Here is a 15,601-nt window from a genome sequence, read left to right on the forward strand (position 1 = left end):
TCCGCCCATGCACGACGGAGCCGGATCGGAGCGGCAGCTGAGCTTCTGGTCGCTTTGAGCCCTGAAGCGTTGGCAGCCGCCAGTATCTCATCACTGCCGAGTCGGTCATACGTCGAGATCGAACGTGAGTTCGGAATGGTTGCGGAGACGTCCCCGACCGCGAATACGGGCCGGGCACTTCGCCGTTTGGCTCTCGTCATACCCGTCATGCGGGCCAGGTCCCTGAATTCACGGGCTGCCGGAATGATTCCGGAGTGTCTGATTTCAGTCCCCAAACTCTCGTGTTAACGCCAACCGAAAATAGGGCCAGGAACGCCAACTGAAAATAGGGCCACCGACCATTATGGAAGGTGATCAATTTGGATGATTGGGCGGAGATACGCCACCTGTTTTCGACGGGTAAGCACTCGAAGCGTGAGATCGGCAGGATCGTGGGGGTTTCCCGCGGAACGGTGGACCGGGCGCTGGAGTCGGACCGGGCACCGAAGTATCAGCGGGCGGCCGGAGTGTCGAGTTTTGATGCGTTTGCTCCCAGGGTGCGGGAGTTGTTGGTGAAGACGCCGACGATGCCGGCCGCGACGCTCGCGGAGCGGGTGGGCTGGTCCGGTTCCGCGTCTTTGTTCCGGGCGAAGGTCGCCGCGATCCGGCCTGAATACGCCCCGCCGGACCCGGCCGACCGCCTTGTCCACGAGCCGGGTTTCCAGGTCCAGTGCGATCTCTGGTTCCCGCACGAGCCGCTGCCCGTCGGTGAGGGCCAGAATGACACGCCCCCGGTGCTGGTGATGACTTCGGCGTTCTCGGGTTTCATCCAGGCGCGGATGCTGCCGTCGCGGACGACGCCGGACCTTCTGGGCGGAATGTGGACTCTGCTGCAGGACGCGCAGGCGGTTCCGTCGCGGCTGTTGTGGGACAACGAGTCAGGCATCGGCAGGCGCCGGCCCACGGAGCCGGTGGCCGCGTTCGCCGGGTCCCTGGGGTTGGAGATCAAGCTGCTTCCGCCGCGGGATCCGGAGTCCAAGGGCATGGTCGAGCGGATGAACAGGTTCTTCCGGCAACGCTTCATGCCGGGCCGGGACTTCCGTTCCCCAGCGGATTTCAACGGCCAGCTGGAGGACTGGCTGCCCAAGGCCAATCACCGGTACTCGCGGTCCCGCCACGGCCGCCCGGACGAGCTGATCGTCCTGGACCGGGAAAGGATGCGGGAACTGCCGCCGGTGACCCCGGAGGCGGTGTTCCGCAACGCGGTGCGGCTGCCGCGGGATTACTACGTGCGGGTGTTCTCCAACGACTATTCCGTTGACCCTTCGTTCATTGGTCGGATCGTTGATGTCATCGCTGATCTGGACACCGTCTGGGTCACCCATGAGGGTGTCATCATCGCCACCCATGTCCGGGCATGGGCCCGGCATCTGGTGGTGACTGATCCGGCCCACGTTGCCCGCGCGGCGGTGATGCGCCGGGACTTCCGGACCCAAAGGGTGCACCGCCCCGAACCCGAGGAAGCGGTGCAGGTGCGGGACCTGGCCGCCTATGACGAGATCTTCGGCATCGATCTCGGCCAACAGCCGACCCTTCTGGAGGTGGCGTCATGACCGGGACGCCGTCACAGATCGAGTACTACGCCCGGGCCCTGCGCGCACCGCGGATCAGCGACGGGTTCCGCCGCCTCGGGGACCAGGCCCGGGACGCCGGCTGGTCCCATGAGGAGTATCTGGCCGCGGTCCTCTCCCGGGAAGTTTCCGAACGCGAAGCCTCCGGAGCCGCGACCCGGATCAAGGCCGCGAGGTTCCCGGCCCACAAGGATCTGGAGGAGTTCAACTTCGAGCATCAGCCCTCCGCGGACCGGAACCTCATCGTTCACCTGGGCACCGGGGTGTTCCTCTCCGAGGCCAAAAACGTGGTCCTGCTCGGGCCGCCCGGCACGGGCAAAACGCACCTCGCGGTCGGCATCGGTATCAAGGCAGCCAAGGCCGGGCACCGGGTTCTCTTCGACTCCGCCACCGGCTGGGTCGCCCGCCTCCAGGAAGCCCATTCCCGCGGGAAACTCGCCCAGGAACTGGTCAAACTCCGCCGCTACAGCCTCCTGGTGGTCGACGAAGTAGGCTATATCCCGTTTGACCAGGACGCGGCGAACCTGTTCTTCCAGCTTGTCTCCAGCCGCTACGAACACGCGTCCATGATTCTGACGTCCAATCTCCCGTTCGCCCGCTGGGGCGATGTCTTCGGGGACCTGACCATCGCCTCGGCCATGATCGACCGGATCGTCCACCACGCCGACGTCATCAGCCTCAAAGGCAACAGCTACCGGATCAAAAGACACCAACCCGACGCCAGTACGGCACAATAGAACCACAACCCCGTGGCCCCGTTTTCAATTGGCACTATTGGCCCTATTTTCGGTTGGCGTTAACACTCTCGCCATCAGCTCTGGACCCGACCAGCCGTGCCGCAGGTCCTGATCGAGCAGTCGTTGTCTGAGTTCCGGATCCTTGACTTTGTCGAGAGGTATCGTGAGGTGCCCCCAAGGTAACTCAGCAACTCCCTGCTGGGGCATCGGAGCCTCCGCCCAGGCTCCGGCAAAGGCGCGCATGTACTGTCAGTTGCGTAGGGAAAGTCCTGGCTTGCCAAGAAGGGCTGCTTGAAGGTCTCTGGAGAGCATCTTCAGAAGGCATCCCCTCCAACCCATCAGTTGCAGGTAGCCAAGTGTTCGAGTGCTGGCTCGCTGGAGGTGGCCGCTCTGGGGCAGGCGCTCGTGTATTCAGCTCGGGCGCTCCGGCTTCCTAGCCGTCGCAGGACTGTCAACGCCCCGTTCCGGCGACGGCATGCTCATCGATGGCGATGATCTCCTCAATCGAGAGGACCGGTGCTTCCAGCGCGGCGACGTTTTGTTCCAGCTGGGCGACCGAGCTTGCGCCGATCAGGGCCGAGGTTACTTGGGGGTGGCGCAGGACCCAGGTCAGGGCCAGCTGGGCCAGTGTCTGGCCGCGGCCGCTGGCGATGTCGTTGAGGGCCCGTGCACGGCCGAGATAGGTTTCACCGACCCGGCCGTCGGTGAAGAGATGGCCGGCGGATGCCCGGGAGCCGGTCGGGATGGTGCCATCGAAGTAGCGATCCGTGAGCAGACCCTGCGCTAGCGGGGAGAAGACGATGCTCCCCGCACCCACCTCGTCCAGCACCGCCAGCAGGCCGGCTTCGATGTGGCGGTTGAACATGGAGTAGCTCGGCTGGTGGATCAACAGCGGCACCTTGTGCACGGCCAGCGCTTCGGCGGCGGCCCTGGTCTGTTCCGGCGTGTAGTTCGAGATGCCCACGTACAGGGCCTTGCCTTGCTGGACGGCCGTGGCCAGTGCTCCCATCGTTTCTTCAATGGGGGTGTCGTGGTCTGGCCGGTGGCTGTAGAAGATGTCGACGTAGTCCAGGCCCATGCGGTTCAGGCTGGCGTTCAGGGATGACAGGATGTGCTTGCGGGATCCCCCATCACCGTAGGGGCCGTTGTGCATGGCATGGCCGGCTTTCGTGGAGACGATAATTTCGTCCCGGTAGGGTTTCAAGTCGTGCGCGAGTAGCTGGCCGAACGTCCGTTCTGCGGATCCGTGCGGCGGGCCGTACCTGTTGGCCAGGTCAAAGTGCGTGACGCCGAGATCGAAGGCGCGCCGCACGATGGCCCGCTGTGTCTCCAAGGTGCGTGTGTGGCCGAAATTTTGCCATAGCCCGAGGGAAAGGGCAGGCAGTTTCAGCCCGCTGCGTCCGGCGCGGCGGTAGGTCATGGTGTCGTATCGGTTGTCTGCGGGGATAAAATCCGTGGAAGTCACTTGCGGGCTTTCTCTAGTCGGTTCATTTCGAGCTTCGGTGCGACGGGTCTCGTCAAGAGCCGGCTGGCCAGGGGGCAGTCCGCTATTATTCGATGGCGTCATCCAGGCGCCAGTATTCACCCCCGGCGCATCTCAGCAGGCGAAGGCAAGACAGGAAATGTCACTCATCTGCTATGAGGTTTCTCGACGACGTGAGCCAGACATACTCCGCGGAGATCGGTCACCCATATCGCGACCCAACTCTTCTGCCCTTCCACGTGATCGCGTGTTCTGTCCATCTCCAGACTTGTGGTCCGGCGATCAGGCGTCCCTCGTAGGAACCGATGGACGTGCATGTGGGTTCCGATTCAAGATCCCAGTCCTGGAAGGTGGCCACATAGTGTGCGCGGCTTCCCGAGAGTTTGACCCCGATGTTGCTGACGGTTTGGACCGTGCTCCGTCTTCGGTCTTCGAACCGGTCGATTATCCCCTCAGGACCGGGGTCCGTGCTTGAGTGGATGTCCCGCCCAAACCGGATGTCCACACCCCGAATCAGTTCGCCCATGAGGTCCTCGTCACGGGTGGATATGGCCAGTGCGAAGGCTGAAAGAAGATTCTCGACATGGTGCCGGATAATCGCATGAGTGCTGCCCGCTGTTTCCATGCCCTGCCTCACAGAAGACATGGCAACGCCAGCAGCATCGGAATCGTCCGCGACGTTCCAAGGCGGCCTCTTGCCGTCCATTCCGACGACCATATTCTGGGCTGGAGGAGTGTCCCTAACGGAGGATGTGGGCCGAAGCATGTCGTTCGATTCCTGCCAGTGCATGGTTATCGGGACGGTTGAGGTGGATCGAGTGCAGGCGGACGTCGACGAGGTGGGTCTGCCTCGCCCAATGTCTGTTCCGCGCCAGTGCCAGAGCAGCGGGCCTTCGACGTCGGCACGGCTTGGTGCCGGTTCACTCCAAGAGATCGTGGCCTGCGACCATCCGACGGATGGCCGGGTTCGGTACCGAAGTGAATTCCGAACCGATGTGCCGGCCAGGTTGCGCCATGCGGGTGGTATGCACGGGAGAGGGCAGCGAGCGAGCCCTGGCGGGTGCTGCCCACTGGACGGCGTTGGCCAGGACTTGCCGGATCTGCTGACGGTAGTAGATGGGGTAGTTCTGATCGCCCGGGCTGAAGTAGAAGATCTTTCCGTTGCCGCGGGTGAACGTGACGCCGGAGCGGAAGACCTCTCCTCCCTCGAAGGAACTAATGAAAACGAGCTCATCGGGGGTTGGGATGTCGAAGAATTCGCCGTAGGTTTCGTGCCCTTCGATGACGATAGGCACATCAATCCCGGCGGCGATGGGGTGGTGGGGGGCTGTCGTCCAGACCAGTTCGCGGTCGCCGTCGTTGCGCCACTGCAGCGAGCAGGTGGTACCCATCAAGCGGATGAAGATCTTGGAAAAGTGTCCTGAGTGCAGCACTATCAGGCCCATGCCGGCGAGGACGTGGCGTTGCACCCTTTCGACCACACTGTCAGATACCTGGTCGTGGGCCCGGTGTCCCCACCACAGGAGGACATCGGTATTGGCCAGGACGTCATCCGTCAGACCATGCTCGGGATCTGCCAGGGTGGCGGTCCGGATTTCGGCCCGGGATCCGAGAACCGTCCCGAGGCCTTCGGCGATTGCCCCGTGGATGCCGTGGGGGTAGATCGCTGCGATCTCCGGCTGCGAAGTCTCGTGCACGTACTCGTTCCACACCGTGATCCGGAGCGGTGTTGCGGTGGATGTCATGCTGTCAGTCTCCTTCGAGAAGTCGGTTTTGCAGGTCCAGGCACAGTGCGGCTGTCCAGCTGAAGAGACGGGTTCCATGGGGTTCGCCGGTGTGCGGGTCGACGTATTCAGGGAAGTCATTGTTGCCGGCGATCTCGGCCAGGGACTCTGCGAGGGCATGAGCGTCTGCTGTGGCTCCGCGGGTATTCAGCGCTTCCACCAGCAGCCATGCGGTGTTGAACCAGGACGGTCCGCGCCAGTACCTCGATGAGTCGAACGTCGGAGCGAGGAGGTCGTGGCTTGGGACGAGGCGGGACTCCCCGAGCCCGAAGTGCGGGCCGCGCAAGAGTGCTTCCAGCTCGTCCCCGTGGCCTATTCCCGGCAACAGCAGCGGCAGGAGGCCGGATACCGTTCTGTATTTCTGTGTGTCCCACGTTATGGCGTCGCGGGCAACATAGGTGCCGAGATCCGCGTCCCACAGCGACTCGAGGGCTACCGCGATGTCCCGGGCGCGCCCGGGATGGTCGTACGCGGGAACACAGCCCAGTTCGTCGGCGATGACTGCCAAGGCAAGCTCGGATCGTGCCCAGAGAGCGTTGAAGGCTGGGTCTTCGACACGAAATGGGCAAGCTTTGTCCGAATCGTCGCAGTCGGCATCACGGTACGTCGCCGCAATGTAAAGGTACTTGTCGTATTCCCTGTTCGAAGGACGTTCCGTTGCGTCGGCGTGCTCCAGGTCCGGACGCGGGATGTCCTGTCCGAAAGATCCGGCCACGTTTTCCAAAGGCGCGTCCCAGTAGGGTGAATTGTCCATCCCGCTCTCCCACGGATGCACCACGGCGGCCAGACCGGACGCGAGCGAGCGGCGGCGTGTGTACAGGTACTGATGCCAGGCCACGAGACGCGGGTAGGCTCGTTCCAAGAAACGGCGCCGGCGGGACTCCACGGGGTCAGCCTGATGGACCAAAAGCGTGGCCCAGGCATGGTTTGGCGGCTGCACCAGCCCTGCTGTGGGAACGCCAGGGGATCCGGGAATGCGGTCGCTACGCCAAAACGCAGCACCGGGAGAATAATCGTCCCGTGCCGGGTCGAAGACGATCTGCGGGAGCCGCCCGTCATCCCATTGGGCACTGAACAGGGAGTCCAGTTCCTGCTGGGCGCGGCGAGGGGAAATGTGCCGCAGGCCGATGGCGATGAAGGCCGAGTCCCAACTCCACTGGTGGGGGTAGAGGCCGCCCGCCGGTACCGTGTGGCGGCCTCTCCAGTTCTGCACCAGCACGGCCGTTGCGGCAGAGGACACCGCATCGTTCATAGGAACCGCCGCAGCAGGACCGGGCTCGCCGGCAGGACGTCCTGTGCCGGGCCCGACAACCGGCTCTCCAGGGCAATGGGCCCGTCATAGCCGATGGCGCGGATCGTGGAGCCGAATAGTGCCCAATCGATGTGGCCCGAGCCCGGTTCCAGACGGTTGGAGTCACTGGCCTGGACGTGTCCGATGTAGGGTCCGGCGGCCAGCAGTGCTGCGGCAGGGTCTGCTTCCTCGATGTTCATGTGATAGGTGTCTGCAGCGACCTTCACGGAATCGAGGCCAATCTCCTTGATCAGGGAGACGGCGTCGTCCAGCCGGCGGACCATGTGATTTTCATACCGGTTCAGCGGTTCCAGGTACAGTTCCACCCCCAGGGTAGCGGCGTGGGCTCCTACCTGGCCCAGCCCGTCAATGAGGACCTTCCGGTCCTCTTCGGTGCTGCGCGGAGAGACGAAAGGAGGAAGCCGATCCGAAAACATCCCGTACGAGGCCGGCGTCATCGCTCCCCGCCCGCCGATTTCCGCCATGACGTCCAACAGCGATTTCATCTGCACAATCGCGTCCTGGCGTTGTTCGGCGTCGAACGCGCCGATGAAATGCATCATCTCGACGCAGACTGTCGGCATGGGGATTCCCCTCGCTGCCGCCCTCCGCAGTTCGGGCAGCCGCTCCCGGAATCCGAAGTCCCCCTTGCCGCGCAGCTCGATGCCATCGAAGCCCCACTCCTGCGCGATATCCCACTTCTCCTCCATGGACTCGCCCGGCAGGTGCTGTTCCTGCACGCAGATCATATTCATTTATTTCTCCAAGAATCGTTGGGTGCTTGAAATTGTTTTCCGGCATCCGGGATGCCCGCTGCACGCGTGCCGCGGCCGCATCACGATGCTCCGGGCCCTGGCTCTGCCCCATCACAGCTCAAGACCACCTGGAGGGCATCCCGGGGATTCCCGTCCAGCATCTCGAATGCCCGTGCGGCTTCTTCCAGCGGTATGGTGTGGGAAATGAGCTCTGTCAGCTTGAGCCGGCCTGAGACTCCGAGATCGATGACGGTCCTGTTCAGCCGGTACCTGTCCCAGCGGTGCTGCAGCGATGGTGCCGGCCCTGAAATCTGGGATGAGACAACCTGGACGCGGTTCATATGGAATTCCTCACCCAGGCGCAGGCCCACGCCGTCGCCCTGCAGAAACCCCGCGGCACAGACGCGCGAGCTATAGGCCACCGAGCGGATCGCCTCATGCAGCGCACGGTAGTTTCCCGAAATCTCCAGACAGACGTCCGCGCCCCGGCCTCCGGTAAGTTCCCGGATTTTTGTGGCGGTGTCGCCATCTGACGGGTCCAGGACGACGTCAGCGCCAAGGTCCTTGGCCAGCTGACGGCGCTGTTCGATGCCGTCGACGGCTATGACACGGGCGCCGTTGAGTCGTGCCAGCTGGGCGACGATTTGGCCGGGAACGCCCAGGCCGAACACCGCGACGGTTTCACCGATGTGGATGTCTGCATCGAGGACAACGTTCAGCGCAACGGCCCCGATGTGGGAAAAAATGCCGATCCGGGGGTCGGCGTCGCGGTCCAAAATCCGCGCCGCAGCGTATTCCTCGGTCTGTACGGTGGATGTCCTGTGGCCCCAGATGCCCCAGATGCGGTCTCCCACTGCGACGTTGGTGACGTCGGCGCCAATCTCTACCACCTCTCCGACCTCTTCGTAGCCCACGCCGTCCAACGGATAGCTAAGTGAGGAAGTGCCATCGACGAAGAGTTTGTGCTCTTTGTTCCACTGCTTGCTCAGGTAGGGGCTGGTGCCGCGGTACGACGTCAGCTCGGTACCTGCGGAGATGCCGGTGAACAGTGTCCGCAGCCGCACCTCCTGGCTTCCCAGGGGCGGGTCGGGTTCGCTGATTACCTCTGCGACCCGGGGCGAAGTGAAACTGACCATGGAACCCATATTGAAGATCTCCTTGCGATCGCTTTGAGCGAGTCGTCTTGTTTAAAGTTGGTGTACGGAACGGGCCGACCGGGCCCTGTGTTGTCAGCCTTTGACGGCGCCGGAGATGAAGCCGGCGGCGACCTGGCGTTGCATGACCAGGAAGAGGACGATGACGGGCAGGATTGTGATCAGGGTGCCGGCGGCCAGCGGGCCTACGTCGATGGACCGGCCGCCGGTGAACTGGTACAGCCCCGTTGTCAGGGGCCGGAATTCACCGCCCGGCAGGTAGAGCAGCGGGATCAGGAAGTTGTTCCAGTTCTGCAGGAACGTGAAGACGCCCAGGGCCGATGCGCCCGAACCGACCAGGGGAAGCATGACCCTGGTGAAAATCTGCCATTCAGAGCATCCGTCGACCCTAGCTGCCTGTTCCAGTTCTGTGGGGAGGTCGGAGAAGAACGCCCGCATGAAGAACGTTCCGAATGAGACGCCTGTGGAGGTCAGGATCAGGATCGCGCCGCCGAGCGTGTCCAGCAGTGCAAGGCCGCGCAGCTGGAAGTACAGCGGGATCATGTAGGTGAAAAAGGGGACCAGCAGGCCCAGCACCACCAGGTAGAACGCCACGGACCGTCCCCGGAAGGGCAGCCGGGCGAAGGTGTATCCGGCCATCGTGGACAGTGCCACGACCAGAAGGGTACTGGGAACGGTAAGCAGCAGGCTGTTGCCCAAATACTCGCCGAAGTGTCCTTCCGTCCAGGCCGTCGTGATGTTCTCCATGGAGAAGGAGGAGAACAGCGCGAACGGGTCCACGCGCACGTCCGCTTCGGTCTTCAGCGCCGTGGAGACGATCAGGATGACGGGGAACAAAGAAATCAGCGCCAGCACGATCAGCAGGGCATGCTTCCCCGCCAGTCCGGCCTTCCGGCGCGGGGTTGTGTCGTTCTCCGCCGGAGCCGGCCGGTCCAGCGCCCCGGCCAGTTGAAGCCTGTCGCGCTCCGATACTGTGATGTCGCTCATGCGCCTGTTCCTTGCAGTGAGAGTCGTCGTTGCAGCCGGTTCAACAGCACCGCGCAGGGAACCGAGAGCGCCGTAATGAGCAGGGCCAGGGTCGTCCCGTAGCTGATGTCGCTGACCTTGAAGGCGCTGCTGTATGCGTAGGTGCCCATCACGTTCGTGGCGTTGGCGGGGCCCCCGCCGGTCATGATGAAGATGATGTCGAAGACGCTGAAGCCGCCGACCAGGGTGATCGTGGTAACCATGAGGAAGACCGGCATGATCTGCGGGAGAATGATGTACCACAGGCGCTGGGCGGCATTTGCGCCATCCAAACGGGAGGCATCGACGAGCTCGGTGTCAACGTTCCGCAGGGCCGACAGGAAAATAATCAGCACGAAACCGGTCGACGCCCAGATCGCTGTCGCCAGCACGGCGTAGAGTGCCGTGTTTGGGTCTCCGAGCCAACCCGTGGCCAGATGACCGAAACCCATGCCCTGAAGTGCCTTGTTCAGCCATCCGTTGAGCGGGTCGTAGATCCAACCCCAGACAATGCCGATCGCGATGCCCGGCAGCACGTAGGGCAGGAAGAACGCCAGGCGATAGAACATATTCCCCCGCCTGACCGACCAAAGAAGCAGTGCCAGGATCAGGCCGATGGCCAGCGGGCCCACGGTGCCGATGACGATCCAGATCGCATTGTTGCTCAGGGCGTGCCAGACCTCGGGATCAGTGAACATCCGGGAGTAGTTATCCAGCCCCACGAAGGAAGGGTTCGGATTAATGCCGTCGAAGTCAACAAACGAATAGTAGATCGCGCTGCCGAGAGGCAGGACAAAGAACACGAGAACCAAAATCATCAGCGGGGTGATGAGGGCGATGCCCAGGCGGGTCTGCGCCCGCCTGGTCACCGCCGGCGTCGTCGACAAGATAGTCGAAGTCATCTCATTTGCTTTCTGCGGCAGACTTCTCGAACGCCGTCTGGAGCTCCTGGGCCACCTGCTCGGACGACTTCTGCCCGGTCAACAACCCCTGGAAACCATCCCACATCGCCTGGTTGAACACGTCGGTGCTCAGCGTGTCGATGCTGTAGCCAAACTCGCCTGTGCCATCTGCAATCTTGGCGGTATCCTCCACAACCTGAGCGAACAGAGGCGAGGCCTTAACTCCGGATGTGTCGACAGGGAACGCCGGAATTGCATGCACTTCTTCTATTTGCCAGCGTCCGTGTTCCGGGGTCTGCAGGTAGTCGAGGAATTTCAGCGCTGATTCGCTCTTCTTGGTCTGGGCGGAAACGAATGTGCCAGACCCGAGGCCTGCACTGAAAGCGCCACTGTCGTTGTCACCTGGGAAGGGGATGAACCCAACGTCAAACTGGGCGTTCTGCTGCACACCCGTGATGAGCCAGCTTCCCGTCGCTGTCATGGCGGCCTTGCCTGAATAGAAAAGGGCATTGCCATTGTCGTAGGACACAGCCGTCGGCGAGGGCGTCAGGTACGAACTCTTGTTCAGCTGGTTCCAGGCATCGAGTGCGGCGACCACGTCCGGCGATGTCCATGGTGTCGTTCCGTCAAGCAGGTCACTCATGCCCTTTGACCCGGCCCGGCTGGCCAGGGCCATGCTCAACAAATGCCCTCCCTGCCATCCTTCCTTGTCGCTGACAGCGAGCGGCACGATGCCGGCATCTTTAATGGTTTTCGCTGCCGCCTGCAGATCAGCGAAGTTCTTGGGCTCAGAAATGCCCAGTCGGGAGAACATTTCCTTGTTGTAGAAGACGCCCAGTTCCTGGATCAGGTCGGGGACGCCGACGGTCTTGCCGTCGAAGGTCACACGGTCCTTGGCGAAGTCGTAGATTTTCCAGTTGCGGGTCTTGTACGCGTCGGTTAGATCATAAAGGAGGCCGGATTTGGCCAGGGCACCCGCGAAACCGGGCCCCGTGTCGTAGTTGAAGACGTCCGGGCCATCCCCGGACCGGAGCTGGGTTTGCAGGACGGTGCGGAGCTGATCGGTGGGCAGAACGTCGAGTTTGACGCTGATGCCCGACTGCTCCTCAAACTTCTTCACGTCAGCCTTGAGCAGCTCCAGATCCTCAGGCGCTTCCGGCTGACCGAGCAGGTAACGGATCTGCTTGGCATCGGCGTTGCCGGAGCTGGGAGCACCGCCGGTGCAGCCGGTCAGGGCCAACGCCAGGACTGCCGCCACCACCGCCGCCGATTTGACTGGGGTTTTTATCACTTGACTTCCTTGTCTTAACTGTTGATTGCTGAATGACGATTGTTGGTCGCCGGATTACTGAACGTCGACCCAGGAGTTCTTGCGGGCCGACGTCAGGACTGCCTCGGTGATTGCAGCCGCCCTGATACCGTCGGCAAACGTTGGCATCCGTTCTTCGCGCCGGCCAACCACAGCGGCATAGACGTCCTTCACGAAGGCCGCGAAGCAGTCGTTGTACCCCTGGGGATGCCCGGGAGGGAGGTTCGGGAGGGCCGCGGCCTCAGCAGAAAGGAACGAAGGATCCCTCAGGACAGTTTGAATGCCTGACCGGCTACCAATCCAGAGGCTCTCGGGCTGTTCCTGGTCGAATGAAATGCCTGATTCCGTGCCGCTGATTTCAAACCACAGCCTATTTTTCCGTCCGGGGGAAACCTGGCTGATAACAACCGAGCCGACTGATCCCTTGTCGGTCCTGAAGTTGACGCACGCGATGTCTTCCGTCGGCGTGTCGTCCCCCGCAGGATCGGCAGACGCCAGGTCCCGGGGCACTGTCTGGGTCATCGACTGCACTTCGGTCAGACGGTGCCCGCTGACCCACTCCACGAGGTCGCACCAATGCGATCCGATGTCAGCGAAGGCCCGTGATGTCCCACCCTGCGCCGCATCCACTCGCCAATTATCATCTGCCGGATCTGACAGCCAGTCTTGAAGGTATGAGCCGTGGATCAGCCGAACATCGCCGATTTCACCCGCGCGGGTCCTTGACCTGGCCTCGGCTACCAAGGGGTGGTATCGGTAAATAAAAGGAACGGCAGCGATGAGTCCGGAGCGGCTCGCGGTCTCTGTCATCCTTCTTGCACCGGCAAGATCAATGCTGAGGGGCTTCTCGCAGACCACGTGCTTGCCTGCTCCCAATGCCTTCAAAGCAAACGCCTCATGCAGGTAGTTGGGGACGCACAAGTGGACAACATCCACCCGTGCGTCCGCGAGCAGCTCCTCAACGGACATCGGCTGGCTTTCCGGCGACCAAGAATTCGCAGCTGCCCGGGCTGACTCCAAAGATGATCCGCTGATGCCCACAACACGGGCTCCGGAACGCCGGACGGCGTCGACGTGCACCCGTCCGATCATGCCCGTGCCGATGATCCCTACGCCCAAACGCCTCATACAAATGCCCCTGCCGAAGATGTGAGATTTCTTACGTTTGATCCTAAGGCGAGACACTTAGGCCAGCAATAGGGAGAAGTTATGTTTTTTCTATCAAAAGATGTGCGAGAATGATCTTATGAGCATCCTTAGAGAAGTTCCGGGGACCCGACGGACTGTTGCTGCCTCTAGCAGTGACCGGTTGTCCAGCGTGCTTCTGGAAGCAATCGCCCGTGCGCCGGGCTGCACCCGGAGTTTCCTGGTGGACGTGGCGGGGCTGTCACGCGGGACCGTTTCCCAGCGGTTGGACGGGCTGATCGATACCGGACTGATTGTTGAGGAAATCGGAGTTTCGACAGGTGGTAGGCCGGCGGGGCAACTCCGCCTGAACAGCGGAGCGGGCGTTCTATTGGCAGGCGACTTAGGCGGCACGCATTGTTCGGTGGCAGTCACGGACCTTTCCGCCTCTGTGTTGGCTTCCAGAACTTATGACATCCGCATCGCGGACGGACCTGAGTCGATCCTGAGCGTGATGGACGCAGTATTTCAGGAGTTATTGATTGACGCGGGTAAGTCATCGGCCGATGTGCGCGCCATAGGCATTGGCGTTCCGGGTCCGGTGGATCATTCGACCGGCACTGTCGTTCGACCACCGATCATGCCGGGGTGGGACGGTTACGAGGTTCCTGCTTTTTTTTCCCAGCGTTACGCTGCGAAGACGCTCGTCGACAATGACGTCAATCTCGCAGCTTTGGGTGAGTATTGGGCTCGCGCCGAGCACGACAGACACGTTCTGTTTGTCAAAATCAGTACAGGAATCGGCTGCGGCATCGTCAGCAACGGCAAGCTGCATAGAGGGGAACAGGGATCCGCCGGGGACATAGGGCACATCCAGGTGCCCGAAAGCGAAGGTGCGATCTGTTCCTGCGGAAATACCGGGTGCCTCGAAGCAGTGGCAGGAGGTGACGCTATGGCCCGAAAACTGAGACAGCTGGGAATAGCCGAAGCGCTGACCAGCCGCGACGTCAGGCGCCTCGCCGCGGAAGGAAATATCTATGCTCGAAAAGAAGTGCGTGAAGCGTCCAAGAGTATTGGTAAAGTTCTGGCTGCGGCCGTCAGTTTCTATAATCCCAGTGCTATCGTGATCGGTGGCCCGTTCGCGGACTTGAATGAGGATTTTCTGGCCGGGATCCGATCCGCCATTTATCTGCGCGTACTGCCCCTGGCTACTCGCTCACTCCGTGTTGAGAGCAGCCAACAAAACGAAAGAGCCGGAATCCTCGGCGCCGCAGTTCTCGCCCTTCAATTCATTCTGTCCCCGGCCGGTGTGGAGTCTCTACTCAAGCTTTCCAACAGTGTATCCATCAGATCTGAAAACTAGCCGCGCCCGCGCCAAAAGTTAAGTCCGGAGTTCTGAGCGTTTCTCAAGGAGATCACCATGTCCCGTCCGTACACCCTGTTCACCGGCCAGTGGGCCGACCTCCCCTTCGAGGAAGTCGCAAAACTGGCCTCCGGCTGGGGCTACGACGGCCTCGAAATCGCCGTGTCCGGCGACCACCTGGACGCCTGGCGCTGGGACGAACCCGGCTACGTCGAATCCAAACTCGCCGTGCTGGAGAAGTACAACCTGAAGGTCTGGGCCATCTCCAACCACCTCAAAGGCCAGGCCGTCTGCGATGACCCCATCGACTTCCGCCACGAGGCCATCGTCGGGTCCAAGGTCTGGGGCGACGGCGATCCCGAGGGCGTCCGCGCCCGCGCCGCCGAGGAAATGAAACACACCGCCCGGCTGGCCAAGGAACTCGGCGTGGACACCGTCGTCGGATTTACCGGCTCCTCCATCTGGCAGTACGTGGCCATGTTCCCGCCCGTCCCCGCCGCGGTGATCGAGGCCGGCTACCAGGACTTCGCGGACCGCTGGAACCCCATCCTGGACGTCTTCGACGAATGCGGGGTCCGGTTCGCCCACGAAGTCCACCCCTCCGAGATCGCCTACGACTACTGGACCACCGTCCGCACCCTCGAAGCGATCGGCCACCGGCCCGCGTTCGGCCTGAACTGGGACCCGTCGCACTTCATGTGGCAGGGCATCGACCCTGTCTCGTTCATCTGGGACTTCAAGGACCGGATCTACCACGTCGACTGCAAGGACACCAAGCTCCGCCCCACCGGCCGTAACACCGTTATGGGCTCCCACCTGCCCTGGGGCGACCCGCGGCGGGGCTGGGACTTCGTCTCCGCCGGCCGCGGCGACGTCCCCTGGGAATCATCCTTCCGCGCCCTTGCCGCGATCGGCTACACGGGCCCCATCTCGGTCGAATGGGAAGACGCCGGCATGGACCGGCTCCACGGCGCCCCCGAAGCCCTGGCAGCGCTGAAGAAGTTCGACTTCCCCGCCTCCCAGACCAGCTTCGACGCCGCCTTCAGCAGCAAGGATTAGAACCGGCACAGCCCACGGTAACGC

14 protein-coding genes are annotated in these 15,601 nt (G+C 62.4%); 4 read left to right on the forward strand and 10 right to left on the reverse strand.

Features of this window, described 5'->3' with window-relative positions:
* The first annotated feature begins 350 nt into the window (after window positions 1–350).
* Entirely contained in the window at window positions 351–1,592 is a 1,242-nt protein-coding gene (gene istA, locus MUN23_RS22035) for an IS21 family transposase (protein WP_248761167.1), read from the forward strand.
* A complete protein-coding gene (gene istB, locus MUN23_RS22040; protein ID WP_248761168.1) occupies window positions 1,589–2,347 on the forward strand; it encodes an IS21-like element helper ATPase IstB in 759 nt (252 codons plus the stop codon). Before istA ends, istB begins: the two co-directional genes overlap by 4 nt.
* 451 nt (window positions 2,348–2,798) lie before the next feature.
* Here istB and MUN23_RS22045 read toward each other — a convergent pair whose 3' ends face one another.
* The 10 genes from MUN23_RS22045 to MUN23_RS22090 all read right to left on the reverse strand — a co-directional run bounded on the left by MUN23_RS22045 (window position 2,799) and on the right by MUN23_RS22090 (window position 13,158).
* Window positions 2,799–3,767 (reverse strand): aldo/keto reductase, encoded by a 969-nt coding sequence (locus MUN23_RS22045; protein ID WP_248764175.1) that lies wholly within the window; start codon window positions 3,765–3,767, stop codon window positions 2,799–2,801.
* Between the two features lie 265 nt (window positions 3,768–4,032).
* Window positions 4,033–4,536: a hypothetical protein gene (locus MUN23_RS22050; protein WP_248761170.1), complete on the reverse strand. Its 504-nt coding sequence runs from the start codon at window positions 4,534–4,536 to the stop codon at window positions 4,033–4,035.
* Window positions 4,537–4,750: 214 nt separating this feature from the next.
* Window positions 4,751–5,575 (reverse strand): ThuA domain-containing protein, encoded by an 825-nt coding sequence (locus MUN23_RS22055; protein WP_248761171.1) that lies wholly within the window; start codon window positions 5,573–5,575, stop codon window positions 4,751–4,753.
* A gap of 4 nt (window positions 5,576–5,579) precedes the next feature.
* Window positions 5,580–6,854 (reverse strand): hypothetical protein, encoded by a 1,275-nt coding sequence (locus MUN23_RS22060; RefSeq protein ID WP_248761173.1) that lies wholly within the window; start codon window positions 6,852–6,854, stop codon window positions 5,580–5,582.
* A gap of 8 nt (window positions 6,855–6,862) precedes the next feature.
* Window positions 6,863–7,660 carry a sugar phosphate isomerase/epimerase family protein gene (locus MUN23_RS22065; RefSeq protein WP_248761175.1) on the reverse strand — a complete coding sequence of 266 codons (798 nt, stop codon included), beginning with the start codon at window positions 7,658–7,660 and terminating at the stop codon, window positions 6,863–6,865.
* 80 nt (window positions 7,661–7,740) lie between these two features.
* Window positions 7,741–8,796 (reverse strand): zinc-binding alcohol dehydrogenase, encoded by a 1,056-nt coding sequence (locus MUN23_RS22070; protein ID WP_248761177.1) that lies wholly within the window; start codon window positions 8,794–8,796, stop codon window positions 7,741–7,743.
* A 93-nt stretch (window positions 8,797–8,889) separates the two neighbouring features.
* A complete protein-coding gene (locus MUN23_RS22075) occupies window positions 8,890–9,801 on the reverse strand; it encodes a carbohydrate ABC transporter permease (protein ID WP_248761144.1) in 912 nt (303 codons plus the stop codon).
* A complete protein-coding gene (locus MUN23_RS22080; protein ID WP_248761145.1) occupies window positions 9,798–10,721 on the reverse strand; it encodes a carbohydrate ABC transporter permease in 924 nt (307 codons plus the stop codon). The genes MUN23_RS22075 and MUN23_RS22080 overlap by 4 nt, the downstream gene beginning before the upstream one ends.
* Window position 10,722: 1 nt before the next feature.
* Window positions 10,723–12,012 carry an ABC transporter substrate-binding protein gene (locus tag MUN23_RS22085; RefSeq protein WP_248761178.1) on the reverse strand — a complete coding sequence of 430 codons (1,290 nt, stop codon included), beginning with the start codon at window positions 12,010–12,012 and terminating at the stop codon, window positions 10,723–10,725.
* 54 nt (window positions 12,013–12,066) lie between these two features.
* A complete protein-coding gene (locus MUN23_RS22090; protein ID WP_248761179.1) occupies window positions 12,067–13,158 on the reverse strand; it encodes a Gfo/Idh/MocA family protein in 1,092 nt (363 codons plus the stop codon).
* 118 nt (window positions 13,159–13,276) lie between these two features.
* Here MUN23_RS22090 and MUN23_RS22095 point away from each other — a divergent pair, with 118 nt between their 5' ends.
* Window positions 13,277–14,518 carry an ROK family transcriptional regulator gene (locus tag MUN23_RS22095; protein WP_248761180.1) on the forward strand — a complete coding sequence of 414 codons (1,242 nt, stop codon included), beginning with the start codon at window positions 13,277–13,279 and terminating at the stop codon, window positions 14,516–14,518.
* Window positions 14,519–14,575: 57 nt separating this feature from the next.
* A complete protein-coding gene (locus MUN23_RS22100) occupies window positions 14,576–15,577 on the forward strand; it encodes a sugar phosphate isomerase/epimerase (protein WP_248761181.1) in 1,002 nt (333 codons plus the stop codon).
* Window positions 15,578–15,601: the final 24 nt, after the last annotated feature.

It is taken from the genome of Pseudarthrobacter sp. SSS035, from assembly GCF_023273875.1.
Classification (GTDB): Bacteria; Actinomycetota; Actinomycetes; order Actinomycetales; family Micrococcaceae; genus Arthrobacter.